Genomic DNA, 26,503 nt, shown 5'->3' with positions numbered 1-26,503 from the left:
AAACCAAATTGATCCCGTAATTATATTACGCCGCAAAATCCTTACAATAAACAGGTTTTTATTGAGCAAATTTGCATTTTTCGACAGTGATCAATTTATAGCGAAATTGTCACGATCTCACCAATTTGATCTACGACAATTTATCGTGTTTTGCAGATTTTTTTCAAGAATTAAAAATTGATTTATATCAAAACCAACCAAATATGTTAATTATGTATAAACCATAGATCATTGGTGATTTTATTGTTAATTTATTGTGAAATATTTACGCAACACAATTATTACAATGAAAAGGTATAGATAAAAAACCAGTATTTTATTTAACAGAACCGCCTTATCCACTTTTATAATACCAATTGATTAGAGTAGCCAATTTGTTGCTATTTTACATAACATATTTTTATCAAAGTTAATTGATTGTTGCCTTTATGAGCACCGGCCGTAAGCCCGTTATGTTATTGTTTCATTAGTAATAATCACTTAAATGTATCGATGAAACAGGTATGACTTAGCGGGAGTGATTGTTTCTGAGTGTACAGAGACCACTTTCGCCTGATAAATGAAAAATGAGCGATTTTTGCAAGTTAGTTTTTCTATAGCCGAGTACGCTCAGCGCCTCGCTTGATTACAATGAGGTTGCTGCTATGAGTCCTGATAATATCGGTTCGGCTGTCAATCGCTTCTCAGGTTGGCCATCTAATGATCCTCTAAAAACAGATGAAGAATCAATGACATCACCCGTGACTGTGCAGGTAATAAAGATGATTGCCGCCATCCTTGATCCACATCGGATAGTCGTTGGAATTGATACACTTTATACAACGCAGCGCGAAACATTTACCTCAGAGAGTCAACAGCTCATTGAATCAGCATTGCAAACACTTCATGTGATGAATTTAAATAATCTGGAAACAAATCGCGATGAAGAAGGTCACTATCTGGCTTTTGAATATAACGTTGACACCTCTGACAGAATAACCGTTTCTGCTTATAATGAAAAAAAGCCTGGCTGCTATGGCCAATGTCTTGTAATACAGGATGACGAAACAGACTTATTTAACCTGATAAAAGTTAAAATTTTTGAAGCCAGGCATAATTATGTCGCTCAATTGATGAGCGTTCCGGAATTTATGTTCAAATTTAGTTATAGCGCTCAACAAAATAGATTAGAACCTCATCTTCTGGTTCCCACTTATTTCCCTCTAAAAACAAACGAACCGGTTACGCAAGAGGATATACTGTTACTTTATCGTTTCTTTAAAATGGATGGTGATTTTAATATATTAACATCAGATGAATACATGAGTATCATGACACCTCTGATGAAGTGTGAGCGCAGCATCCACGACCACAACAGGTATGTGACGGGCAAAGATACCCTTCTTCTGGACTATCCTCCTTCTGGTAACCAGATATATTTCCATATTTTTCCTGACGAATCAGCAACACTAGTCCTTTATTTTTCAAACAATGACATTGAATGTTTCGTCTTTGAAAGAGATATTCCGAGCCAGTATCGCTTTTTCAAAATGTTTACCAATCTGGCACTGGTTATTGATCAGTTAACCGATGCCAATCAAATACTTTAATTTTTATATATCCCCTGTGGCAAATATTGCTAAACAATGCCCGGGGATTAATTTTTATTACTCACGGAAAGATTTAAATAATGATACCATCTCAGATCTCTTTCAATACTCTTCCTGTCAATGCAACATACGCTTCAGAGCCAACAGTTGACACACAAAAATTCTCTGACATCCTCTACTCAGCGGGGTGTTCCCTAAAGGATCTGGCTTATCTGAGCAGATGTCTGGCATCAATACATCCGACTATCGCCAAAAACATTTATGAAACAGAAAATCTCAGCGATCAAAAATTACTGCATATTGATTGCCGTAGTACAAATGAAATCAAGATAAATATCTTTTTTGGTCAGCAACGAGAAGGATTAATTGAAATTAGTTCTGACACAGTTATTTTTTCGATACTGTCTTCATTGATTGACTCCGCCATTTCTAAATTTCAACACCAAAACCCGGTTAACGGTTCAGTTAATCCTGAAATATTGTATGAGGATTATACTGATTAAATCCACCCTGTCGCGAAAAATGGCCTGCGTTATTGCCAGACGTAATAAAACCTTTGATTAACGTTACTCATACTGGTAGCACCTTCATGTACCTCTCTTTTTTACGAAAAATCAAAAGAGCTAACTAAGGTCATAATTCGCATGAATCATTAACCATTTGTTATTTTCAACATTATTTTTACATTAAGCAGAGATGAATTGCAGTGAAATTCGACTTAAATCTTATGAAATGCATTTACTCATGGCTAAAACCACGTCACAAAAATGCAAATTAGAAGTAGATCACAATTATCTCAATACACCAAATCAAGTTAATTTTAAAAATTTAACATTCATGACATTAGTTGACATAACACACTGAATTAACATGAGAATTTAAAAACATACTTTAAACAATCATTTCCCGAAAGACATTTTGAAAATAGATCAATTGCAACATTACGGTCAGATAAAGACACTCCTGTGATATTAAACCTGTGCCGTTATGAACGGCCATAAATACGACGTGTGTAACTTATTTTACTCTCTGTCTTACAAAGGATTACCCATGAAGAAAGCAACACTTGTGATTGGCGTTATTGGCGCGGACTGCCATGCAGTAGGCAATAAAGTTCTGGACCGCGTTTTTAGCAACCACGACTTCAGAGTCATTAATCTGGGCGTAATGGTCAGCCAGGACGAATATATTGATGCGGCCATTGAAACTGGCGCTGACGCGATTGTCGTCTCCTCTATCTATGGGCATGGCGATATCGACTGTCTGGGCATGCGCGAACGCTGCATCGAGCGTGGACTGGGGGACATCCTGCTCTATGTGGGCGGTAACCTGGTGGTCGGAAAACATGACTTCGCTGACGTGGAAACCAAATTCAAAGAGATGGGATTTGATCGCGTCTTTGCCCCAAGTCATGACTTAGAAGATGTTTGTCAGCTGATGGCCCACGATATCAACCAACGTCATGACGTTGATACTCGTATTCTTGAAGAGGCTATCTGATGCAAATCGTCTCTGTCGATATTGGATCGACGTGGACCAAAGCAGCCCTCTTCACCCGGGAGGGGGACGCGTTAACGTTGGTTAACCACGTACTGACCCCAACCACCACCCATCATCTGGCGAAGGGGTTTTTCTCCAGCCTGAACCAGGTGTTAAACGTAGATAATGCCCTCCCCCTGTTAAACAGCGGTGAGGTTGCATTGAAGTATTCCTCCTCTGCCAAAGGTGGGCTGGCGGTTGCCGCAATGGGATTGGTGCCTTCTATCACCCTGGAAACCGCGAAAGTAACCGCTCACTCTGCGGGTGCTAAAATTGCGCAATATTACGCCTACAAGCTGAACCGCCGTGATATCCAGGCACTGGAAGAAACGCAGCCCGATATTCTCTTGTTCACCGGCGGCACCGACGGCGGAGAAGAAAGCTACGGACTGAATAACGCCCGTGTGCTGGCAGAATCCAAACTCGACTGCGCCATTATTTATGCCGGAAACCGGGATATTCAGGACGAGGTGCAGGAGATCCTCGGGCATAAAGACCTGACCATCGTCGACAATGTTCTGCCCGATCTTGACCATCCGAACCCTTTAGCCGCACGCCATGCTATTTGCGACATATTCCTTAAACGCATCGTTAAAGGGAAAGGGCTGGATGTCATTGTTGATAAAACAGGCGAAGAACCAATGCCGACACCATGGACGGTCTTTGAACTGGTCAAGGCAATCAGTAACGTCGATCACAGCTGGAAAGAGTTCATGCTGATCGACATGGGCGGCGCAACCACCGATGTTTATTCCGCCTGTGCCAACACGCTCTCGCCCGACACCGTTTTACACGGCGTACCGGAACCCTTCGTAAAACGGACGGTGGAAGGCGATCTGGGAATGCGCGTCTCGGCAGTGGTGGTTGGTGAAAGTGCGAAAGAGTTAGTCAATGTGAATTTTGCTCAGCAACCCGCACAGCTGGACGCTTTTTATCATTACCTCCGTCATCTAGTCGCTCATCCCGACTACTTACCCGCAAATGCAGAAGAGAAATATTTCGATACCGTCCTGGCCGGACTGTGTGTGGGTTATGCCACCGAAAGACATGCGGGCACCAAAAAAGAGGTCTGCACCTGCGTCGGCAATGTCGATTTACAGATGGGACGTGACCTGACAACCGTGCGTAAAGTCGTCGGATCCGGCGGATGGCTCTCGCGTGCCAGTCAGTTCGATATGCATCACTGGTTGAAATACCGCGAGTTAAACGACGACGGTAAACGCATTCTCTTACCGACCGAATTTGAATATTACCGCGATTCCCGGGGGCTATTACCACTGCTGGCAAACGTCGCCAGAGTCGATCCGCTGGCCGCCGCGCGCACCAGTATTCAATGCTTAACCCTATAACAATTAAGGCTGCAATCAATGGAACTTCGAAATAAGAAATTAACCCATGACGAATTCATGACCGAGCGGCAACAGGTACTGAAAACCTGGGAAACCGGCAAGGATGTTGAAAACTTTGAAGATGGCGTTAAATACCAACAAACCATCCCTGAGCATAAACGCTTCTCTCTTGCGCTGCTGAAAGCAGACAAGGAAGGTAAAACCCTTAGCCAACCGCGCGCAGGTGTGGCGCTGATGGACGAACACATCGAACTGCTGAAAACACTACAAGAAGAGTGCGATCTGCTGCCAAGCACCATCGATGCATATACCCGTCTGAATCGGTACGAAGAAGCGGCTGTAGGGATTAAAAAATCCATCGAAGCCGGAACCTCTAAACTGAACGGTTTACCGGTAGTTAACCATGGTGTCGCAGCTTGCCGTCGCCTCACCGAAACCCTGCAAAAACCGCTACAGATCCGCCACGGCACGCCAGATGCGCGTCTGCTGGCTGAAATCTCAATGGCCAGCGGCTTTACCAGTTATGAAGGCGGTGGCATTTCCTACAACATTCCGTATGCCAAACGCGTAACGCTGGAAAAATCGATCCGCGACTGGCAGTACTGCGACCGTTTAATGGGGATGTATGAAGAACACGGGATCCGCATCAACCGCGAACCGTTTGGCCCACTAACAGGTACGCTGATCCCGCCGTTTATCTCGCACTCTATCGCGATAATCGAAGGCTTGCTGGCGCTGGAACAGGGTGTGAAATCTATCACCGTTGGTTATGGACAGGTCGGCAGCCTGACGCAGGATGTTGCGGCGATCCAGTCTCTGCGTGAACTTGCACACGAATATTTTCAGAGCTATGGCTATACCGACTATGAATTGAGTACCGTGTTTCACCAGTGGATGGGCGGCTTTCCGGAAGACGAATCGAAAGCGTTCGCTATTATCTCATGGGGCGCAGCCGTCGCGGGGATGTCTGGTGCCACCAAAGTCATCACCAAAAGTCCGCACGAAGCCTGGGGCATCCCGACTGCCGCTGCCAACATTCAGGGGCTGAAAGCCTCCCGCCAGATGCTCAACATGGTCAACGAGCAGAAATTCCCGCCGTGCCCTGCGGTTGAACTGGAAATTGAACTGATTAAGAGCGAGGTTCGCGCGGTACTGAATAAAGTGTTCGAACTGGGTAATGGTGATATTGCGCGCGGTACGGTGCTGGCATTTGAAGCGGGCGTACTGGATGTGCCGTTTGCGCCAGCCGCCTGCAACGCGGGCAAAATTCTTCCGGTCCGTGACAACACCGGCGCGATACGCGTACTGGAAGCCGGAGCCGTTCCATTGCCAAAAGATATTCTCGACCTCCACCACGATTACGTTGCGGAACGCGCACGCTTTGAAGGACGCCAACCGACATTCCAGATGGTTGTAGATGACATCAATGCTGTATCCCACAGTAAATTAATAGGAAGACCATAATGAAAATAAAACAGGCTCTGTTCACCGCTGGCTACTCCTCATTCTATTTCGATGACCAGCAGGCGATAAAAAACGGAGCGGGTCATGACGGCTTTTTTTATACCGGGGAGCCAGTAACACAGGGGTTTAACGCCGTACGTCAGGCCGGGGAGTGCGTATCGGTACAGTTGATTCTGGAAAACGGCGCGGTCGCCGTAGGTGACTGTACTGCCGTACAGTATTCCGGGGCAGGCGGTCGCGATCCACTGTTCCTCGCAGAGCACTTTATTCCGTTCCTCAACGACCATATCAAGCCATTACTGGTAGGCCGCGATGTGGATGCTTTCCTGCCGAATGCCCGTTTCTTCGACAAATTGCGTATTGACGGCAACTTGCTGCATACCGCCGTGCGCTACGGATTATCACAGGCGCTGCTTGATGCTACCGCGCTGGCAACCGGCCGTCTGAAAACTGAAGTGGTCTGTGATGAATGGCAGTTGCCACGCGTGGCGGAATCCATTCCATTATTTGGTCAGAGCGGCGACGATCGATATATCGCCGTCGATAAGATGATCCTTAAAGGCATCGACGTGCTGCCCCATGCGCTGATTAATAACGTCGAAGAGAAGCTGGGCTTTAAAGGTGAAAAACTGCGCGAATATGTCCGCTGGTTATCGGATCGCATTCTGAGCAAGCGCACCAGCGCACGCTACCACCCAACCCTGCACATCGATGTATACGGCACTATCGGTCTGATCTTCGATATGGATCCGCTTCGCTGTGCGCAATACATCGCCAGCCTGGAAAAAGAAGCGCAAGGCCTGCCGCTCTACATCGAAGGGCCGGTCGATGCCGGTAACAAGCCCGATCAAATTCGCCTGCTGACCGCGATTACCAAAGAGCTGACGCGCCTCGGTTCCGGCGTGAAAATTGTGGCCGATGAATGGTGTAACACCTACCAGGATATTGTTGATTTCACTGATGCTGCCAGTTGTCACATGGTGCAAATCAAAACTCCGGATCTGGGCAGTATTCACAACATCGTCGATGCGGTTCTTTACTGCAATAGCCACAGCATGGAAGCGTACCAGGGCGGCACCTGCAATGAAACTGATGTCAGCGCCCGCACCTGTGTCCACGTCGCCCTTGCCGCTCGCCCTATGCGTATGCTGGTAAAACCAGGGATGGGCTTTGACGAAGGCCTCGATATTGTCTTCAACGAAATGAATCGTACTATCGCGCTGTTGCAGGCTAAGGATTAACAAATGGCTCGTTCTTTTAAAGTCTTATCGCCAACGGCAATCCTCGGGTATGGATTCCCGGAAGAGAGCTTCCGCAAAGCGATGGCAGAATCGCCCGATCTGATCGCCGTTGATGCAGGCTCTTCCGATCCAGGCCCCCACTACCTCGGGGCAGGCAAACCGTTTACCGATCGCGCAGGGGTCAAGCGCGATCTGCGCTATATGATCACCGCAGGCGTGCAAAATAATATACCGGTGGTGATCGGAACGGCCGGCGGTTCTGGTGCCGCACCACACCTGGAGTGGTGCCGAGAAATAATTCATGAGATTGCCCAGGAAGAGCACCTCTCGTTCTCGATGGCGTTGATCCCGGCAGACGTTGACAAAGCCATCGTCCACCAGGCGCTGGATAACGGCAAAATCACGGCGCTGGAGTTTGTCCCGCCGTTAACCCACGACGCGATTGACGAAAGTACGTATATCGTCGCGCAAATGGGCATCGAACCCTTCCAGCGGGCGCTGAAAGAAGGCGCGCAAGTGGTGCTGGGCGGGCGCGCTTACGACCCGGCCTGCTTTGCTGCGCTCCCGATCATGCAAGGCTTTGATGAAGGTCTGGCGCTGCATTGTGGGAAAATCCTTGAGTGCGCAGCAATCGCCGCAACGCCCGGCTCAGGCTCTGACTGTGCGATGGGCATCATTGATGACAACGGCTTTACGCTGAAGACATTTAATCCGAAGCGTAAATTTACCGAAACGTCAGCAGCTGCACACACACTGTATGAGAAATCCGATCCCTACTTCCTGCCAGGACCTGGCGGCGTGTTGAACCTGAAAGGCTGCACATTTAAAGCAGTCAATGACGGCGAAGTCTACGTCAGCGGTTCTAAGCATGAAGAAACGCCGTATGCCCTGAAACTGGAAGGTGCACGACGGGTGGGCTTCCGCTGTCTGACCATCGCCGGAACGCGCGACCCGATTATGATCGCCGGGATCGATAAAATCATCGATGAAGTCAAAACCAGCGTTTCGCGTAACCTGTCGCTCGACGATGACAGCATTCGCATCAATTTCCACCTGTACGGCAAAAACGGGGTGATGGGAGACCATGAACCGATGCAAACTGCCGGGCATGAGCTGGGGATTGTCCTTGATGTAGTTGCACCGACCCAGGAAATTGCCAACAGCGTTTGCTCGCTGGTGCGCTCTACCATGCTGCACTACGGCTATGAAAACCGCATCGCTACCGCAGGTAATCTGGCGTTCCCGTTCTCCCCTTCTGATATCCAGGGCGGGCCGGTATACGAATTTTCCATATATCACCTGATTGAAGCCAACGACGCTCTGCGTTTTGATTTCCATATTGAACAGGTGACGCCAGAAGGAGTTCAGGCATGAAACAGTCAATTGTCTCACTGGCGCAAGTCATTCGTTCGAAAAATGCCGGACCTTACGAACTGGTTTTAGATATTTTATTTAAAACGAAAGAAAACTATGAGCGAGTTAAATCATCAGGGCAATTAACCCCAGAACTGATTGCGCGCTTATATCATGTTAAACCAGACTTTATTCATCGTATTGTCTGGTTTGATCCTTCTAACGCAGTAAAAATCGTCATGCCACGAGATATTATCTCCGGGAATGTAGGTGACAATGATGTCTATGGTGCACAGCAACATGCACCTTTATTAAATATGAGTTTCGATTTGTAATAATCCGAATACTTTTAGCCAACTGACATCCCGTCACTTATTGCAGTTCAACACTTCAGCTATTTGTAAGGTTGTAATAGCAGGTAGATGCCTGAATCTCTATTCAGGCATCTACTTCTCCTGATTCTGATTTATCGCCGTGCACCTGATGGAGGAAAAAATGAAGAAAATAAGTTTAACCACGATGATTCTTTTGGCGCTGGTACTTGGAATGATTATCGGCGTAGTGCTTAATAACACTGTTTCACCGGAAACAGCAAAACTCTATGCGCAAGAAATATCGATATTCACGACGATTTTCTTACGACTGATAAAAATGATTATCGCTCCGTTAGTGGTCTCTACCCTGGTGGTAGGTATTGCTAAAATGGGCGATGTCAAAGCCCTTGGTCGTATTTTTTCTAAAACACTCTTTTTATTTATTTGCGCCTCATTGCTGTCAATTGCCTTAGGCTTGATAACGGTAAATTTCTTCATGCCAGGCACAGGAATTAATTTTGTTGCACACGGTGCCGAAACCACAGGAGTGGTCGCGTCAGAACCCTTTACGCTAAAAGTATTTATTTCGCATGCTTTCCCCACCAGCATTGTCGATGCCATGGCGCACAATGAAATTTTGCAAATCGTGGTGTTCTCAATTTTCCTCGGCTGTAGCCTGACGGCGATTGGCGAGAAAGGCAGCGCCATCGTTCACGCCTTAGATTCGCTGGCACATGCCATGTTAAAGCTCACTGGCTACGTCATGCTCTTCGCTCCCCTGACCGTATTCGCCGCTATTTCAGCATTGATTGCTGAACGAGGACTGGCCGTTATGGTGAGCGCCGGGATCTTTATGGGTGAATTTTATTTCACCATGTTGTTACTTTGGGTGCTGCTTATCGGGCTGGCCATCGTTTATGTCGGCCCCTGCATCAGACGCCTGACCCGCGCCCTTTCGGAACCCGCCCTGCTGGCATTTACCACATCCAGTTCTGAAGCGGCTTTTCCGGGAACGCTTGAAAAACTGGAGCAATTTGGCGTTTCCCCCAAAATTGCCAGCTTTGTCTTACCCATTGGCTACTCATTTAATCTCGTTGGATCAATGGCCTACTGCTCCTTCGCCACAGTTTTCATTGCCCAGGCCTGCAATATCCATTTATCCATCGGTGAGCAAATCACCATGCTGTTGATCCTGATGTTGACCTCGAAAGGAATGGCTGGCGTACCACGCGCCTCAATGGTGGTTATCGCCGCCACGCTCAACCAGTTCAATATTCCGGAAGCGGGGCTGATCTTGCTGATGGGCGTTGATCCGTTCCTTGATATGGGGCGTTCCGCGACAAACGTCATGAGCAACGCAATGGGCGCTGCGATGGTGAGTCGGTGGGAAGGCGAACATTTCGGCGAGGGCTGTCGGGGTAAAGCATTAAAACCCAATGAATCGAACGTTGCTCTGCCCTGAGGGGGATCTTAAGCAATCAGAAGCCAATGACTACGCATTTTTATAAGCCGGATCATGAAGTTAGACGGCAATTAAGTAACACTAACGTTTAAGGTGAAAAGTGAAATATGTCCAAACCATTTATCTGGCAAGAACCGTTTCTACAAAATAAAGACGGTACGGAATATACATTAATTAGCGATCAACATATTACAGTAACGGAATTAGACGGCGAAGAAGTGATAAAAATCGCTCCTGAAGCATTAACGCTGCTTGCCCGGCAGGCATTTTATGAAGCCTCTTTTTTCTTACGTTCCGCTCATTTGCAACAGGTCGCCAGCATTCTTAACGATCCGCAGGCCAGTAGTAATGATAAATACGTTGCGTTGCAGTTATTACGTAATGCTGAAGTCTCAGCAAAAGGGGTATTACCCAACTGTCAGGATACCGGCACCGCAACTATTGTTGCCAGTAAAGGGCAACAGATATGGACGGGAGGTAACGACGCTGAAGCCTTAAGCAAAGGCATTTACAGTACTTTCCAGGAAAATAATCTGCGCTTTTCACAAAATGCGCCGCTGGATATGTATACCGAAGTCAATACGCAAACCAATCTCCCGGCGCAGATTGATATCAGCGCTGTCGCTGGTGATGAGTACCATTTTCTCTGTGTTAATAAAGGGGGCGGCTCCGCCAATAAAGCCGCGCTTTATCAGGAAACCAAATCCTTATTGCAACCAGAAAAACTGACCGCATTTTTAATCGAAAAAATGAAATCGCTGGGCACCGCTGCCTGCCCGCCTTACCACATCGCCTTTGTCGTCGGAGGGCTTTCAGCCGATCAAACCTTAAAAATTGCCAAGCTGGCCTCAACGAAATATTACGACAATTTACCCACCAGCGGAAACGAGCAGGGACAAGCATTCCGTGATATTGAGCTGGAAAAAGCGTTGCTCGAGGCCAGTCAGCAATTTGGTATTGGTGCACAATTTGGGGGGAAATATTTCGCTCATGATATTCGCGTCATGCGTCTGCCGCGTCACGGTGGCTCTTGCCCGATAGCTATGGCGCTCTCCTGTTCTGCCGATCGCAATATCAAAGCAAAAATTAACAAACACGGTATCTGGCTGGAAAAACTCGAACACAATCCGGGGCAATATATTCCAGCCTCATTGCGGGAAGAAAATCACGCGCAACATGTACAACTGGATCTAAACCGTCCGTTGCGTGACGTGATGCTGGATCTCGCCAGATTACCGGTAGGCACCCGCGTGTCGTTAAGTGGTCCCATCGTAGTGGCGCGCGATATCGCCCACGCCAAAATAAAAGCGCGGCTGGATAGCGGCGAATCGATGCCGGATTACCTGAAGCATCATATTGTCTATTACGCTGGTCCGGCGAAAACACCGGAGAACATGGCTTGCGGTTCACTGGGTCCAACCACGGGCGGTCGAATGGATGGTTATATCGATACCTTCCAGGCGGCCGGCGGCAGTCTGGTGATGTTATCGAAAGGTAACCGCAGCCAGCAGGTCACCGATGCCTGTCACAAACATGGCGGCTTCAATCTGGGAAGTATTGGCGGTGCAGCTGCGTTACTGGCGCAAGAATATGTCAAAAGTCTGCGTTGCCTGGAATACCCGGAGCTGGGTATGGAAGCGGTGTGGATGATGGAAGTAGAAAATCTGCCCGCATTCATCCTGGTAGATGATAAAGGCAATAATTTCTTTAGTCAGTTTGAGCAGCAACACCGCTGCGCCAGTTGCCCTGCGGGACATTAAGGAAAATGAATGGAAGCGCGAATTTCAACTGAACGGCATGTGCAGCGCCAACAGAAATTGAAGGAACAGGTCGATACGCGCGTCGCGGCGGCGATAGAGAAAAAAGGGATCTTGATTGTTTTCACCGGCAACGGCAAAGGGAAATCCACTGCCGCGTTTGGTACTGTGACGCGCGCGGTGGGTCATGGCAAAACGGTGGGGGTTGCGCAGTACATCAAGGGGCAATGGGACAACGGCGAATACAACCTTCTCCAGCCGCTGGGGGTTGAGTTTCATATTATGGGAACCGGTTTTACCTGGGAGACACAGAACCGGCAAGCGGATATCGACGCGGCGAAAGAGGTCTGGTCGGAAAGCAAACGGATGCTGGCTGACAAGCGTTACGACTTAGTGGTGCTTGATGAGCTGACCTATATGCTGGCTTACCATTATTTGGATACCGAAGAAGTGATCGCTTCTCTGCAAAACCGCCCGGCACAACAAAGTGTCATTGTCACCGGACGCGGTTGCCACAGTCAGATATTAAAAATGGCGGATACGGTAAGCGAAATCCGCCCCGTCAAACATGCTTTTGATAACGGCATTCAGGCCCAGCCGGGTATCGACTGGTAATAACTGCGCCTGGCATCCCGCCAGGCGCAGGTTTTACATCTCCTGCGGTACGACCGATTTCGCCAGCAACCATTCACGAAATTGCTGCAAGTGCGGTGAGTCAGACTTCTCTTCCTGCCACGTCATAATAAAACGATTACCGGTACGAATAGGCACATCACAGGGAATCACCATATCGCCCCTATCCAAATCATGTTGAATAGCGAAACGTGGTAACAGCGCCACGCCGAGATTAGAGCGCACGGCGGCAATCAGCATTGAAAGCAAATCGAAACGTGGTCCGTTATTGACCAACGGACTGCTAACGCCAGATAAAGCAAACCACTCTTCCCAGCCAGTAATACGGGTGCTTTGATGCAGAAGCGGTAACTCAGTAAGCAGTTCTGCCACTGACAGCTTTTGATCGGACATTGCAAGCAAACTGCCGCTGCATACCGGCAAAATCTCCTCATCAAAGAGATATTCTACTTCCGCCCAGGGCGCGCAAAAATTTTCGCGCATAATGACAGCATCGTACTCCCGATTAAGAAAATCGCCGTTATTAGCTAAAGAATGAATATTAACAATAATATCGGGATGTAACTTTGTGAATTCATGTAAATTTGGGATCAACCAGTGGGTACTAAAAGTAGGATTAACGGCAAGTTCAATAACCTGAACCGTAGGCTGCCAGGTCATAATGGTATTGGTATCGCGTTCCAGCTTATTTAATGTTTCTTTTACTATCCCCAGGTAATACTTCCCTGCATCATTAAGAAAAATGCGTTTTTTAGAGTGTGAAAATAACGGAGTACGTAAAAATTCCTCCAGCGCACTTACTTGTCTGAATACTGCACTTTGGGTTAACGCTAACTCCTCTGCCGCTCTGGTATAACTTTCATGACGTGCGACGACCTCAAAAGTCACCAGCAATTCCGTTTTAGGTATTTTCCCTCGCATAATGCCGTCCCTTAAAAATAGTTTAAACCATCAAAAATACATTACTTATTACGAAGTAATGGTAACCAAAGCAGCAATAAATAATTTATAAGAATCATGATTGACATTTATAAACCAGTAAGGCTGGCGTGACAAATATCTTAATCAGATAATAATAATCCGAAAAGCACAGCGCCTTTCGAATTATCCGGAATCACATTAAGTGAAAATTATTAAATTGATATCATTTATCATATCTGTGGATATTATGATAAACAATCAACAAAGATTTTATTTTTGATTTATAGCATATCCCTCTAAGAATTTTTGCGATGCTGCAATATCCGGGGTAAAGACCCGATCCTGGCTGACAAATGGCACGACTTGACGAAAAGCGGTGAACATCGCTTTTGTTGATTTACTTAACGCTACGGTCAAACGCTGGGAAGCCAGTGCATCAGGTAACGATTCGAAATTCGCCGTCGTTCTTATTCATGGCTTGCGGTCGGTCGCGGCAATCCACAGTGGCTGTGGTCATGCAGTCAAGCCTGCAGTCAGATTTCGACCGTGGTTAACCGTTTAAGGCATAAAAAAGGCCATCATACGATGGCCAACCATGTCGAAACCGACAGCCCTTCGCATTCCTGTAGAGGGAAGCGGCGAGGGCTATTTCTTATTACAGATATTTATTTCAGAACAGTTTTCAGTGCTTCACCGATATCCGCCAGGCTGCGAACGGTTTTCACGCCTGCGGCTTCCAGAGCAGCGAATTTCTCATCCGCAGTCCCTTTCCCACCGGCAATGATGGCACCCGCGTGGCCCATACGTTTGCCTTTCGGCGCAGTCACACCAGCGATGTAACCCACAACTGGCTTGGTAACGTGCTCTTTGATGTACGCAGCTGCTTCTTCTTCAGCGCTACCGCCGATCTCACCGATCATCACGATCGCTTCGGTCTGCGGATCTTTTTCGAACATTTCGAGAATGTCGATAAAGTTAGAGCCAGGGATCGGGTCACCGCCGATACCGACACAGGTCGACTGACCGAAACCATAATCCGTGGTCTGTTTAACCGCTTCATAGGTCAGTGTACCGGAACGGGAAACGATACCCACTTTACCCGGTTTGTGAATGTGACCCGGTTGGATACCAATTTTGCATTCACCCGGGGTGATAACGCCTGGGCAGTTCGGGCCGATCATACGAACGCCTGCTTCGTCCAGTTTCACTTTCACAGTCAGCATATCCAGCGTCGGGATGCCTTCAGTGATGGTGATAATCAGTTTGATGCCTGCGTCGATGGCTTCCAGAATGGAGTCTTTGCAGAACGGTGCTGGTACGTAGATAACAGAAGCGGTAGCGCCAGTAGCAGCAACAGCTTCACGCACGGTGTTGAACACCGGCAGGCCGAGGTGGGTAGTACCGCCTTTACCTGGGGTTACACCGCCAACCATTTTGGTGCCGTATGCAATGGCCTGTTCAGAGTGGAAAGTCCCCTGGCTACCGGTAAAGCCCTGGCAGATAACCTTGGTGTTTTTATCAATTAAAATGGACATTATTTCCCCTCCACTGCGGCAACAACTTGCTGAGCTGCATCCGTCAGACCTTTTGCTGCAATAATATTCAGGCCGCTGTCAGCCAGTTTCTTCGCGCCGAGTTCGGCGTTGTTACCTTCCAGACGTACCACGACCGGTACGTTAACACCCACTTCCGCTACCGCGCCGATGATACCGTCAGCGATCAGGTCGCAACGAACGATACCGCCGAAGATGTTAACCAGAACGGCTTTCACTTTGTCGTCAGAGAGAATGATTTTGAACGCTTCGGTTACACGTTCTTTGGTTGCGCCGCCGCCAACGTCAAGGAAGTTAGCCGGTTCGCCGCCGTGCAGTTTAACGATGTCCATCGTACCCATCGCCAGACCTGCGCCGTTAACCATACAACCGATGTTACCGTCCAGCGCAACGTAGTTCAGTTCCCACTGTGCAGCCTGTGCTTCACGTGGATCTTCCTGCGACTGGTCACGCATTTCGCGCAGATCAGGCTGGCGGAACAGTGCGTTGCCATCAGCGCCCAGTTTGCCGTCGAGGCAAATCAGATCACCCTGTTTGGTGATGACCAGCGGGTTGATTTCGATCAGCGCCAGATCGCGTTCCAGGAAAATGGTCGCCAGGCCCATGAAGATTTTGGTGAACTGCTGAACCAGTTTACCTTCCAGACCCAGTTTGAACGCCAGCTCGCGTCCCTGATACGGCATCGGGCCAGTCAGTGGATCAAGCGCAACTTTGTGGATCAGATGCGGAGTTTCTTCCGCCACTTTTTCGATTTCCACGCCGCCTTCGGTGGAGGCCATAAAGACCACGCGACGGGAACTACGGTCTACAACGGCACCGAGATACAGCTCTTTAGCGATATCGGTCGCTGCTTCAACCAGAATCTGGTTAACCGGTTGGCCATTAGCATCTGTTTGATACGTTACCAGACGCTTGCCGAGCCAGTTTTCTGCAAAAGCACGGATGTCTTCTTTGCTGTTTACAACTTTCACACCGCCCGCTTTACCGCGGCCACCAGCGTGAACCTGACATTTCACTACCCACGGACCGGCACCGATTTTTGAAGCGGCTTCTTCTGCTTCGCGCGGAGTAGTACAGGCATAACCCACCGGTGCTGGTAAGCCATAGCGGGCAAACAGTTGTTTTGCCTGATATTCATGTAAGTTCATGTGTTCTGTCCATCCTTCAGTAATCGTTATCTTTTAAACCGTAGACCGAATATTTCGTATCGCTCCCGGGTATTGTCGGTCACCCGTAGGCCTGATAAGACGTGTAAGCGTCGCATCTGGCATCGCTTGTCGGATGCGGCGCGAGCGCCTTATCCGACCTACATCGGTGCTTCCCGTAGGCCTGATAAGACGCGTTAAGCGTCGCATCAGGCTTCAATTGCCGGAGAAGGCGATAATGTCTTATCCGGTCTACAGTGCAGGTGAAACTTAAACTACTACACGTCCAGTAGCAGACGCGTCGGATCTTCCAGCAACTCTTTGATCGTTACCAGGAAGCCCACGGATTCGCGACCATCGATCAGACGGTGATCGTAGGACAGCGCCAGGTACATCATCGGCAGGATCTCAACCTGACCATTCACCGCCATCGGACGATCTTTGATAGCGTGCATACCCAGAATTGCGCTCTGCGGCGGGTTGATGATCGGCGTAGACATCAGGGAACCGAACACACCACCGTTGGTGATGGTGAAGTTACCACCGGTCAGATCTTCAACCGTCAGCTTGCCATCACGGCCTTTGACTGCCAGCTCTTTGATTTTCTTCTCGATGTCTGCCATGCCGAGGGTATCGACATCACGCAGAACCGGCGTCACCAGGCCGCGCGGCGTAGAAACCGCCATGCTGACGTCGAAATAGTTGTGGTAAACCACGTCATCGCCGTCGATAGAAGCATTCACTTCCGGGTAACGTTTCAGGGCTTCAACCACCGCTTTCACGTAGAAGGACATAAAGCCCAGACGGATGCCGTGGCGTTTTTCAAACGCTTCACCGTACTGCTTACGCAGATCCATAATCGGCTTCATGTTGACTTCGTTGAACGTGGTCAGCATGGCGGTGGAGTTTTTCGCTTCCAGCAGACGCTCTGCCACACGCTTACGCAGGCGAGTCATCGGGACACGTTTTTCGCTACGTGCAGCCAGAGCCGGTTGCGCTGCCGGAGCAGCCGCTGCCGGAGCAGACTCTTTCGCCGGGGCTTTCGCCAGATGTTTTTCCACATCTTCACGAGTCAGACGACCACCCACACCGGTGCCTTTAATGGCGCTGGCGTCGAGGTTATGTTCAGCCAGCAGGCGACGGATCGCCGGGCTTAACGCATCGTTGTTTTGCTCTTCCAGAGACGCCTGCTGGCGTTGCGCCGGAGTGGACGCTTTCTCTTCAGATTTGGCGCTGGTTTCTTTACCGGCGCTGTTGCCTTCACGCAGGCGACCAAGGATCTGACGAGACGTTACCGTTGTACCTTCATCTTCCAGAACCGCATCCAGAATGCCGTCTGCTGATGCCGGTACTTCCAGTACCACTTTGTCAGTTTCGATTTCTACCAGCACTTCATCACGTACGACTGCGTCGCCGGGTTTTTTATGCCAGGTTGCGACGGTGGCATCGGCTACGGATTCAGGCAGGTCAGGGACCAGAATATCTACGCTACTCATTGTGTATCCTTTATTTATTCGACGTTCAGCGCGTCATTAACCAGATCTTGTTGCTGTTTCTGGTGAACGGACATATACCCTACCGCCGGAGAGGCGGAGGCCGGGCGGCCTGCATAACGCAGAGAAGCCCCAAACGGAATCACTTCACGGAAATGATGCTGGCTGCAGTACCATGCGCCCTGGTTGAGCGGCTCTTCCTGGCACCAGACAAAATCCTTGACGTGAGCAAACTGCTGCAACACTTCCTGCATCGCTTTATGCGGGAACGGGTAGAGTTGCTCGATACGCACAATGGCGACATCGTGTTGATTGTTCTTACGACGTTGTTCCAGCAGGTCGTAATAAACCTTACCAGAACACATCACTACGCGCTTCACGCCCTTCGGATCAAGCTCGTCGATTTCACCGATGGCTGGCAGGAAGGTGCCGTTCGCCAGTTCTTCGAGGCTGGAAACCGCCAGCGGATGACGCAGCAGGGATTTCGGCGACATCACGACCAGCGGACGACGCATCCCGCGCAGCGCCTGACGACGCAGCATGTGGTAAACCTGTGCCGGGGTAGACGGTACGCACACCTGCATGTTTTGCTCAGCACAAAGTTGCAGATAACGTTCCAGACGCGCGGAGGAGTGCTCCGGCCCCTGCCCTTCGTAACCGTGCGGCAGCAACATCACCAGGCCACACATCCGGCCCCATTTCTGCTCGCCAGAGGAGATGAACTGGTCGATAACCACCTGTGCGCCGTTGGCGAAGTCACCGAACTGCGCTTCCCAGATGGTCAGGGTGCGTGGTTCTGCGGTGGCATAACCGTATTCAAACGCCAGCACGGCTTCTTCAGAAAGTACGGAGTCCCAGACACGGAACGCGCCCTGGCCGTTATGGATGTGTTGCAGCGGCGTGTAAGTGGAACCGTTAGACTGGTTGTGGATCACCGCGTGGCGGTGGAAGAAGGTACCGCGACCGGAGTCTTCACCCGACAGGCGAACCGGAATGCCTTCATCAACCAGCGTGGCGTAAGCGAGGTTTTCCGCGCCGCCCCAGTCGAACAGTTTCTCACCGGCTGCCATTGCCTGGCGATCGCCATAAATCTTGGCAACGCGAGACTGCATTTCAACTGCTTCCGGCACCGTGCTGATGCGTTTCGCCAGCTCCTGCAGGCGCTTCATCTCAACTTTGTTCGGGTACTCTTCGTCCCATTCGTGGTTGAGATACGGCGACCAGGTGAAAGAGTGCATGTTCATCGGACGCCACTCTGCCACTACGCAATCGCCAGCATCCAGCGCATCGCGGTACAGGTTAACCATCTCGGTGGCATCTTCCAGCGTCGCCACTTTTTCCTGCTCCAGCTTGTCAGCATAGATTTTGCGCGGCGTCGGATGTTTTTTGATTTTCTGATACATCAGCGGCTGGGTTGCGCTCGGCTCGTCGGCTTCGTTGTGGCCGTGACGGCGGTAGCACACCAGGTCGATGAAGACATCACGTTTAAAGGTGTTACGGAAATCGAGCGCCAGACGGGTCACAAAGGCAACGGCTTCCGGATCATCCGCGTTAACGTGGAAAATCGGTGCCTGAACCATCTTACCGATATCAGTACAGTACGGTGTAGAACGGGCATCCAGCGGATTAGAGGTGGTGAAACCAACCTGGTTGTTAATAACGATACGTACCGTACCGCCAACTTCATAACCACGCGCTTTCGACATGTTCAGGGTTTCCTGAACCACGCCCTGCCCGGTCACTGCGGCGTCACCGTGGATGGTGATTGGCAGCACTTTGTTGCTGCTCGGCTCATCAAGTCTGTCCAGACGGGCACGAACAGAACCGATAACTACCGGGCTTACAATCTCAAGGTGAGACGGGTTAAACGCCAGCGCCAGGTGCACCAGGCCGCCATCGGTCTGGAAGTCAGACGAGAAGCCCATGTGGTATTTCACGTCACCCGTGCCGAGGTGTTCTTTATGTTTACCGGCAAACTCGTCGAACAAGTCTTGCGGTTTTTTACCCAGCACGTTCACCAGCACGTTCAGACGACCACGGTGCGCCATCCCGAGAACCACTTCGCGGGTGCCGCTGTTGCCAGCGTGGCGAATCATCTCTTTAAGCATCGGGATTAACGCGTCACCGCCTTCCAGCGAGAAGCGTTTTGCGCCAGGGAATTTTGCGCCGAGGTAACGTTCAAGGCCTTCAGCGGCGGTCAGTTCGCTTAAGAAGCGTTTTTTCTCTTCGCTATTGAAAGTCGCGCGACCAGACTCGATACGCTGTTGGATCCAGCGTTTTTCTTCGGTGCTGGTAATGTGCATATACTCGGCACCAATCGGGCCGCAGTAGGTTTGCTTGAGGGCTTCCAGCAGTTCGCCGAGTTTCATGGTTTCTTTGCCGCTGGCAAATGAACCGACGTTGAAGGTCTCCTGGAAGTCTGCTTCGGTCAGATCGTGGAAAGACGGATCCAGATCGGCCACTTTATCTTGCTGCCACAGTCCCAGCGGATCGAGATTCGCATGCTGGTGACCACGGAAGCGGTATGCGTTAATGAGCTGCAGGACTTTAACCTGCTTCACATTGGTGTCAGGGTCGGAGATCGTTGAAGAGTAACGTGAAGCGTCTTTCGCCAGGCGGCGGAAATATTCACGCGTTTGAGAGTGGAATTGATCCGGTTTGACTCCCGTACCAGGTAACTGCTGGAACGTCGAACGCCAGTTAGCGTCAACCGAGTCAGGATCGGTTAAGAAGTCTTCATAGAGCTGTTCTATCCAGCTCTGGTTTGCGCCAGAGAGGTAAGAAGAGTCCAACCAGGCTTTCAAAGCGCTGTTCTGCATCGTGATCCCTTAAGCATCTTTTTTATGCTTACTTCGCCGTGGATACTACCACGCACAGTGATGTGCGTGCCGGGGTTCACTTGCGAGCTCTTGTCTACGTAGTGGCTCGCGAAGGAACCTTTAAAAACTGTCTTAGTGTCAGGGGCAGTTTTTAAAGATTTCCTGCATTTCTTTGTTACGCCTGATGCGCTGCGCTTATCAGGCCTACGGGTAATGACTTGTAGGCCGGATAAGGCGTTCACGCCGCATCCGGCACTGGTTGCCTGATGCGACGCTTGCGCGTCTTATCAGGCCTACGGTTTACGCATTACGTTGCAACAACATCGACTTGATATGACCGATGGCGCGCGTCGGGTTCAGCCCCTTCGGACATACACTGACGCAGTTCATGATGCTGTGACAGCGGAATACACTGAATGCATCGCTCAAACCGTCGAGGCGGCTGTCAGTCTCGGTATCACGGCTATCGATCAGGAAACGATATGCCGCTAACAAGCCTGCCGGGCCGATAAACTTATCGGGATTCCACCAGAAAGACGGACAAGAGGTTGAACAACATGCGCAGAGAATACATTCATACAACCCGTCGAGTTTTTCGCGCTGCTCTGGCATCTGTAAATGCTCGCGAGCTGGCGGATTTTGTTCATTATTCAACAGGTAAGGCTTAATTTTCTCATATTGCGCATAGAATTGTCCCATGTCTACCACCAAATCGCGGATCACCGGTAAACCTGGCAGAGGGCGAATCACAATCTTCTTGCCCGGCTGGTTGAGTGCCGAAATCGGGGTAATACAGGCCAGACCATTCTTGCCGTTCATGTTCAGACCGTCGGAACCGCACACACCTTCACGGCAGGAGCGACGGAACGACAGGCTGGGATCTTTCTCTTTCAGCTGGATAAGCGCATCCAGCAGCATCATGTCGCGACCTTCTTCCGCTTCCAGGGTGTAATCCTGCATACGCGGAGCATCATCAACATCCGGGTTATAGCGATAAATTGAAAACTCGAGTCTCATTTTCCTGTCTCCGCATTAGTAAGTACGAATCTTCGGCGGGAATGCCGGGCGCAGTTTCGGTTCCATGTTGACGCTTCGGCGCGTCATGGATTCCGACTCTGGCAGATACAGGGAGTGGCACAGCCAGTTTTCATCATCACGATCCGGGAAGTCGAAGCGGCTATGCGCGCCACGGCTTTCGGTACGGAAGTTGGCAGAAACAGCCGTTGCATACGCCGTTTCCATCAGGTTATCCAGTTCCAGGCACTCAACGCGCTGGGTGTTGAACTCACTGGAAGTGTCATCCAGACGGGCATTTTTCAGACGCTCGCGGATAACTTTCAACTGCTCAAGCCCTTTCGCCATCGCATCACCTTCACGGAAGACCGAGAAGTTATGCTGCATACATTCTTGCAGTGCTTTACGAATCGCCACCGGATCTTCACCGTTACGGTTGTTGTTCCAGCGGTTCAGGCGATCCAGAGACGCTTCTACATCAGACTCGCTGGCATCGCGCAATGCGCCCTGCTCGGCGATAGACTCTTGCAGATGCAGACCCGCTGCGCGACCAAAGACCACCAGGTCCAGCAGCGAGTTACCGCCCAGACGGTTAGCACCGTGTACCGATACGCAGGCAATTTCACCTACCGCGAACAGCCCCGGAACAACCACATCTTCGCCTTTCTCGTTCACGGTCAGCGCCTGACCGGTCACTTTGGTCGGAATACCGCCCATCATGTAGTGACAGGTTGGGATAACCGGGATCGGCTCTTTCACCGGATCAACGTGAGCGAAGGTACGGGAGAGCTCCAGGATACCCGGCAGACGGGATTCGAGAACTTCTTTACCCAGGTGGTCGAGTTTCAGTTTTGCGTGTGGTCCCCACGGACCATCACAGCCGCGACCTTCACGGATTTCGATCATGATGGAACGCGCCACCACATCACGGCCTGCCAGGTCTTTGGCGTTCGGCGCATAACGCTCCATAAAGCGTTCGCCATGTTTGTTCAGCAGATAACCGCCTTCACCACGGCAACCTTCGGTGACCAGTACGCCCGCACCGGCAATGCCGGTCGGGTGGAATTGCCACATTTCCATATCCTGCACCGGTACGCCTGCGCGGATAGCCATGCCGACACCGTCGCCAGTGTTAATGTGGGCGTTAGTGGTGGACTGATAAATACGCCCTGCCCCGCCAGTCGCCAGCACGGTAGCGCGGGCTTTGAAATAAACCACTTCACCGGTTTCGATGCACAGTGCGGTACAACCCACCACCGCGCCATCCTGGTTTTTCACCAGATCCAGCGCATACCACTCGGAGAAAATGGTGGTGTGGTTTTTCAGGTTCTGCTGATAAAGCGTGTGCAACAGTGCGTGACCGGTACGGTCAGCCGCTGCCGCAGTGCGTGCCGCCTGCTCGCCGCCGAAGTTTTTCGACTGACCGCCAAACGGACGTTGATAGATACGACCATCATCGAGACGCGAGAACGGCAGGCCCATGTGTTCGAGTTCCAGAATCGCTTCCGGCCCGGTTTTACACATATATTCAATCGCGTCCTGGTCACCGATATAGTCCGACCCTTTCACGGTGTCGTACATATGCCATTCCCAGTTATCTTCATGGGTATTACCCAGCGCAACGGTAATGCCGCCTTGCGCAGAAACGGTATGGGAACGGGTCGGGAAGACTTTAGAGAGCAGCGCACAGGTCTGGCCGCTCTGGGAAATTTGCAGCGCCGCGCGCATACCTGCGCCGCCGGCACCAATCACAACTGCATCAAATTCTCTGACTGGCAATTTCATCACACACCCCACACCACAACGAATCCATAAATCACGTAAACCACCAGTGCAACGACAATCACCAGTTGCAGCATCAGGCGCAAAGCCAGCGGTTTAACGTAGTCGGTCAACACCTGCCACATGCCGATCCAGGCATGGATCAAGATAGAAAACAGCGCCAGCAGGGTGAACACTTTGGTGAACGCAGAGGCGAAGAAACCGATCCAGACTTCATATGTCAGCTCGCCACTGGTGGCGAAAAAACCGACCATATAAATGATGTAGAGCGTCAGGACGATAGCGGTAGCGCGAACGAGGATGAAATCATGTACGCCATTGCGTCCTAATGCGGAGGCGTTGCTTACCATACGAGGACTCCTGCGAGAAGTGAAAGCACGACAGTAATAACAAAGGAGATTTTGGCGGAGCGTTTACCCGCTTCGAATGTTTCTTCCAGATAGCCAAAATCCATCATCATGTGGCGAATACCTACGACGACGTGATACGCCAGAGCGGTAAGGATGCCCCACATGATAAATTTGACGAAGAAGCTGCCCATAATCGCGGAAGCTTGCTCGAAACCTTCAGGGGAAGAGAGGCTGGTACCCAGAAGCCACAGCAGGATACCCACTGCAACAAAGGTGATCACACCGGAAACGCGATGGAGAATGGACGCTATCGCCGTGATGGGGAACCGGATGGTCTGTAGGTCCAGATTAACAGGTCTTTGTTTTTTCACATTTCTTATCATGAATAACGCCCACATGCTGTTCTTATTATTCCCTGGGGACTACGGGCACAGAGGTTAACTTTCTGTTACCTGGAGACGTCGGGATTTCCTTCCTCCGGTCTGCTTGCGGGTCAGACAGCGTCCTTTCTATAACTGCGCGTCATGCAAAACACTGCTTCCAGATGCGAAAACGACACGTTACAACGCTGGGTGGCTCGGGATTGCAGGGTGTTCCGGAGACCTTGCGGCAGTATAGGCCGTTCACAAAATCATTACAATTAACCTACATATAGTTTGTCGGGTTTTATCCTGAACAGTGATCCAGGTCACGATAACAACATTTATTTAATTTTTAATCATCTAATTTGACAATCATTCAACAAAGTTGTTACAAACATTACCAGGAAAAGCATATAATGCGTAAAAGTTATGAAGTCGGTATTTCACCTAAGATTAACTTATGTAACAGTGTGGAAGTATTGACCAATTCATTCGGGACAGTTATTAGTGGTAGACAAGTTTAATAATTCGGATTGCTAAGTACTTGATTCGCCATTTATTCGTCATCAATGGATCCTTTACCTGCAAGCGCCCAGAGCTCTGTACCCAGGTTTTCCCCTCTTTCACAGAGCGGCGAGCCAAATAACAAACGGGTAAAGCCAGGTTGATGTGCGAAGGCAAATTTAAGTTCCGGCAGTCTTACGCAATAAGGCGCTAAGGAGACCTTAAATGGCTGATACAAAAGCAAAACTCACCCTCAACGGGGACACAGCTGTTGAACTGGATGTGCTGAAAGGCACGCTGGGTCAAGATGTTATTGATATCCGTACTCTCAGTTCAAAAGGTGTGTTCACCTTTGACCCAGGCTTCACTTCAACCGCATCCTGCGAATCTAAAATTACTTTTATTGATGGTGATGAAGGTATTTTGCTGCACCGCGGTTTCCCGATCGATCAGCTGGCGACCGATTCTAACTACCTGGAAGTTTGTTACATCCTGCTGAATGGTGAAAAACCGACTCAGGAACAGTATGACGAATTTAAAACTACGGTGACCCGTCATACCATGATCCACGAGCAGATTACCCGTCTGTTCCACGCTTTCCGTCGCGACTCACATCCAATGGCAGTCATGTGTGGTATTACCGGCGCGCTGGCAGCGTTCTATCACGACTCGCTGGATGTTAACAATCCTCGTCATCGTGAAATTGCCGCGTTCCGCCTGCTGTCGAAAATGCCGACCATGGCAGCGATGTGTTACAAGTATTCCATTGGTCAGCCATTTGTTTATCCGCGCAACGATCTCTCCTATGCCGGTAACTTCCTGAATATGATGTTCTCCACGCCGTGCGAACCGTATGAAGTTAATCCGATTCTGGAACGTGCTATGGACCGTATTCTGATCCTGCACGCTGACCATGAACAGAACGCCTCTACCTCCACCGTGCGTACCGCTGGCTCTTCGGGTGCGAACCCGTTTGCCTGTATCGCAGCAGGTATTGCTTCACTGTGGGGACCTGCGCACGGTGGTGCTAACGAAGCGGCGCTGAAAATGCTGGAAGAAATTAGCTCCGTTAAACACATTCCGGAATTTGTTCGTCGTGCGAAAGATAAAAATGATTCTTTCCGCCTGATGGGCTTCGGTCACCGCGTGTACAAAAATTACGACCCGCGCGCCACCGTAATGCGTGAAACCTGCCATGAAGTTCTGAAAGAGCTGGGCACCAAAGATGACCTGCTGGAAGTGGCTATGGAGCTGGAAAACATCGCGCTGAACGACCCGTACTTTATCGAGAAGAAACTGTACCCGAACGTCGATTTCTACTCTGGTATCATCCTGAAAGCGATGGGTATTCCGTCTTCCATGTTCACCGTCATCTTCGCTATGGCCCGTACCGTTGGCTGGATCGCTCACTGGAGCGAAATGCACAGTGACGGCATGAAGATCGCCCGTCCGCGCCAGTTGTACACCGGCTATGAAAAACGAGACTTTAAATCAGATGTTAAACATTAATTATCTGATTTGAACCATATATCGTTTAGCCCGCCTGAATATCTGGCGGGCTTTTTTTTGTTCGTTAGTTATGTCTATCGACAAAAAAACGTAATCGGACACAAATACATAATTACACGTTACAAGAATACATATCCGATAACTAAATAAAATCCTAATTTTTCATTCACCACCACCGTTATCCCGCCAATCGATGTAGAATACATTGGGTAGCACCCACAATTAAATAAACTCGTAATAGGATTAATTCACTTTATTTATGATTCGAGAGCTTTGAGAAACTCTCAAACATAATGTAGCAACATTAATATTATTACATGAGCAAAAAACCACTATTCTGTCGGAATAAT

The 26,503-nt window shown here is 49.7% G+C and carries 22 protein-coding genes; 13 read left to right on the top strand and 9 right to left on the bottom strand.

The genetic code is table 11. From position 1 onward, the window contains the following. Nucleotides 1–644: 644 nt before the first annotated feature. The 11 genes from HUZ68_RS07050 to cobO all read left to right on the top strand — a co-directional run bounded on the left by HUZ68_RS07050 (nucleotide 645) and on the right by cobO (nucleotide 12,683). Nucleotides 645–1,589 carry a hypothetical protein gene (locus tag HUZ68_RS07050; RefSeq protein WP_064754122.1) on the top strand — a complete coding sequence of 315 codons (945 nt, stop codon included), beginning with the start codon at nucleotides 645–647 and terminating at the stop codon, nucleotides 1,587–1,589. 80 nt (nucleotides 1,590–1,669) lie between these two features. Beyond that, the gene (locus HUZ68_RS07045; RefSeq protein WP_074431078.1) at nucleotides 1,670–2,092 is read left to right on the top strand and encodes a hypothetical protein; all 423 of its coding nucleotides are present in this window, start codon (nucleotides 1,670–1,672) and stop codon (nucleotides 2,090–2,092) included. 547 nt (nucleotides 2,093–2,639) lie between these two features. After that, nucleotides 2,640–3,089, top strand: a complete 450-nt coding sequence (glmS, locus tag HUZ68_RS07040; RefSeq protein WP_000710390.1) for a methylaspartate mutase subunit S — start codon at nucleotides 2,640–2,642, stop codon at nucleotides 3,087–3,089. Further along, nucleotides 3,089–4,477, top strand: coding sequence for a methylaspartate mutase accessory protein GlmL (glmL, locus tag HUZ68_RS07035; RefSeq protein WP_033815530.1), 1,389 nt, complete (start codon nucleotides 3,089–3,091; stop codon nucleotides 4,475–4,477). The genes glmS and glmL overlap by 1 nt, the downstream gene beginning before the upstream one ends. Nucleotides 4,478–4,495: 18 nt before the next feature. Continuing rightward, a complete protein-coding gene (locus HUZ68_RS07030; RefSeq protein ID WP_000423321.1) occupies nucleotides 4,496–5,941 on the top strand; it encodes a methylaspartate mutase subunit E in 1,446 nt (481 codons plus the stop codon). Next, nucleotides 5,941–7,182 (top strand): methylaspartate ammonia-lyase, encoded by a 1,242-nt coding sequence (locus HUZ68_RS07025; protein ID WP_000695038.1) that lies wholly within the window; start codon nucleotides 5,941–5,943, stop codon nucleotides 7,180–7,182. The genes HUZ68_RS07030 and HUZ68_RS07025 overlap by 1 nt, the downstream gene beginning before the upstream one ends. 3 nt (nucleotides 7,183–7,185) lie before the next feature. Further along, nucleotides 7,186–8,556, top strand: coding sequence for an acyclic terpene utilization AtuA family protein (locus tag HUZ68_RS07020; protein WP_000124257.1), 1,371 nt, complete (start codon nucleotides 7,186–7,188; stop codon nucleotides 8,554–8,556). Beyond that, complete coding sequence (locus HUZ68_RS07015) at nucleotides 8,553–8,870, top strand: DUF4387 domain-containing protein (protein ID WP_001601933.1); 318 nt, start codon at nucleotides 8,553–8,555, stop codon at nucleotides 8,868–8,870. The genes HUZ68_RS07020 and HUZ68_RS07015 overlap by 4 nt, the downstream gene beginning before the upstream one ends. 160 nt (nucleotides 8,871–9,030) lie before the next feature. Then, nucleotides 9,031–10,311 carry a dicarboxylate/amino acid:cation symporter gene (locus HUZ68_RS07010; RefSeq protein ID WP_129468713.1) on the top strand — a complete coding sequence of 427 codons (1,281 nt, stop codon included), beginning with the start codon at nucleotides 9,031–9,033 and terminating at the stop codon, nucleotides 10,309–10,311. A 107-nt stretch (nucleotides 10,312–10,418) separates the two neighbouring features. Then, a complete protein-coding gene (locus tag HUZ68_RS07005) occupies nucleotides 10,419–12,071 on the top strand; it encodes a class I fumarate hydratase (RefSeq protein ID WP_239594085.1) in 1,653 nt (550 codons plus the stop codon). Nucleotides 12,072–12,080: 9 nt separating this feature from the next. Further along, a complete protein-coding gene (cobO, locus tag HUZ68_RS07000; RefSeq protein ID WP_000388207.1) occupies nucleotides 12,081–12,683 on the top strand; it encodes a cob(I)yrinic acid a,c-diamide adenosyltransferase in 603 nt (200 codons plus the stop codon). A 33-nt stretch (nucleotides 12,684–12,716) separates the two neighbouring features. Here cobO and HUZ68_RS06995 read toward each other — a convergent pair whose 3' ends face one another. The 9 genes from HUZ68_RS06995 to sdhC form a co-directional block, all read right to left on the bottom strand. Then, on the bottom strand, nucleotides 12,717–13,622 hold the full coding sequence (locus HUZ68_RS06995; RefSeq protein ID WP_033815528.1) for a LysR family transcriptional regulator: 906 nt from the start codon (nucleotides 13,620–13,622) through the stop codon (nucleotides 12,717–12,719). 665 nt (nucleotides 13,623–14,287) lie between these two features. Then, nucleotides 14,288–15,157, bottom strand: coding sequence for a succinate--CoA ligase subunit alpha (gene sucD, locus HUZ68_RS06990; protein ID WP_000025458.1), 870 nt, complete (start codon nucleotides 15,155–15,157; stop codon nucleotides 14,288–14,290). After that, nucleotides 15,157–16,323: an ADP-forming succinate--CoA ligase subunit beta gene (gene sucC / locus HUZ68_RS06985; RefSeq protein WP_001048602.1), complete on the bottom strand. Its 1,167-nt coding sequence runs from the start codon at nucleotides 16,321–16,323 to the stop codon at nucleotides 15,157–15,159. Before sucC ends, sucD begins: the two co-directional genes overlap by 1 nt. A 275-nt stretch (nucleotides 16,324–16,598) precedes the next feature. Further along, nucleotides 16,599–17,816, bottom strand: coding sequence for a 2-oxoglutarate dehydrogenase complex dihydrolipoyllysine-residue succinyltransferase (gene odhB, locus HUZ68_RS06980; RefSeq protein WP_000099823.1), 1,218 nt, complete (start codon nucleotides 17,814–17,816; stop codon nucleotides 16,599–16,601). Nucleotides 17,817–17,830: 14 nt separating this feature from the next. Beyond that, a complete protein-coding gene (sucA, locus tag HUZ68_RS06975) occupies nucleotides 17,831–20,632 on the bottom strand; it encodes a 2-oxoglutarate dehydrogenase E1 component (RefSeq protein ID WP_001181473.1) in 2,802 nt (933 codons plus the stop codon). Between the two features lie 300 nt (nucleotides 20,633–20,932). After that, nucleotides 20,933–21,649 (bottom strand): succinate dehydrogenase iron-sulfur subunit SdhB, encoded by a 717-nt coding sequence (gene sdhB, locus HUZ68_RS06970; RefSeq protein ID WP_001235257.1) that lies wholly within the window; start codon nucleotides 21,647–21,649, stop codon nucleotides 20,933–20,935. Nucleotides 21,650–21,664: 15 nt separating this feature from the next. Continuing rightward, a complete protein-coding gene (gene sdhA, locus HUZ68_RS06965; RefSeq protein WP_000775540.1) occupies nucleotides 21,665–23,431 on the bottom strand; it encodes a succinate dehydrogenase flavoprotein subunit in 1,767 nt (588 codons plus the stop codon). Next, nucleotides 23,431–23,778 (bottom strand): succinate dehydrogenase membrane anchor subunit, encoded by a 348-nt coding sequence (gene sdhD, locus HUZ68_RS06960; RefSeq protein WP_000254365.1) that lies wholly within the window; start codon nucleotides 23,776–23,778, stop codon nucleotides 23,431–23,433. The genes sdhA and sdhD overlap by 1 nt, the downstream gene beginning before the upstream one ends. Then, nucleotides 23,772–24,176 (bottom strand): succinate dehydrogenase cytochrome b556 subunit, encoded by a 405-nt coding sequence (gene sdhC, locus HUZ68_RS06955; RefSeq protein ID WP_000263347.1) that lies wholly within the window; start codon nucleotides 24,174–24,176, stop codon nucleotides 23,772–23,774. The genes sdhD and sdhC overlap by 7 nt, the downstream gene beginning before the upstream one ends. Nucleotides 24,177–24,556: 380 nt before the next feature. Here sdhC and HUZ68_RS06950 point away from each other — a divergent pair, with 380 nt between their 5' ends. Together HUZ68_RS06950 and gltA are read left to right on the top strand one after the other, a co-directional pair. Next, nucleotides 24,557–24,664, top strand: a complete 108-nt coding sequence (locus tag HUZ68_RS06950) for a hypothetical protein (RefSeq protein ID WP_001305582.1) — start codon at nucleotides 24,557–24,559, stop codon at nucleotides 24,662–24,664. A 205-nt stretch (nucleotides 24,665–24,869) separates the two neighbouring features. After that, nucleotides 24,870–26,153 (top strand): citrate synthase, encoded by a 1,284-nt coding sequence (gene gltA, locus HUZ68_RS06945; protein WP_239594084.1) that lies wholly within the window; start codon nucleotides 24,870–24,872, stop codon nucleotides 26,151–26,153. Nucleotides 26,154–26,503: the final 350 nt, after the last annotated feature.

The sequence above is a fragment of the Shigella dysenteriae genome (assembly GCF_022354085.1).
GTDB classification, from domain to species: Bacteria; Pseudomonadota; Gammaproteobacteria; order Enterobacterales; family Enterobacteriaceae; genus Escherichia; species Escherichia coli.
The sequence above is the reverse complement of the archived record's forward strand: the minus strand, read 5'-3'. Positions and strand labels throughout refer to the sequence as shown.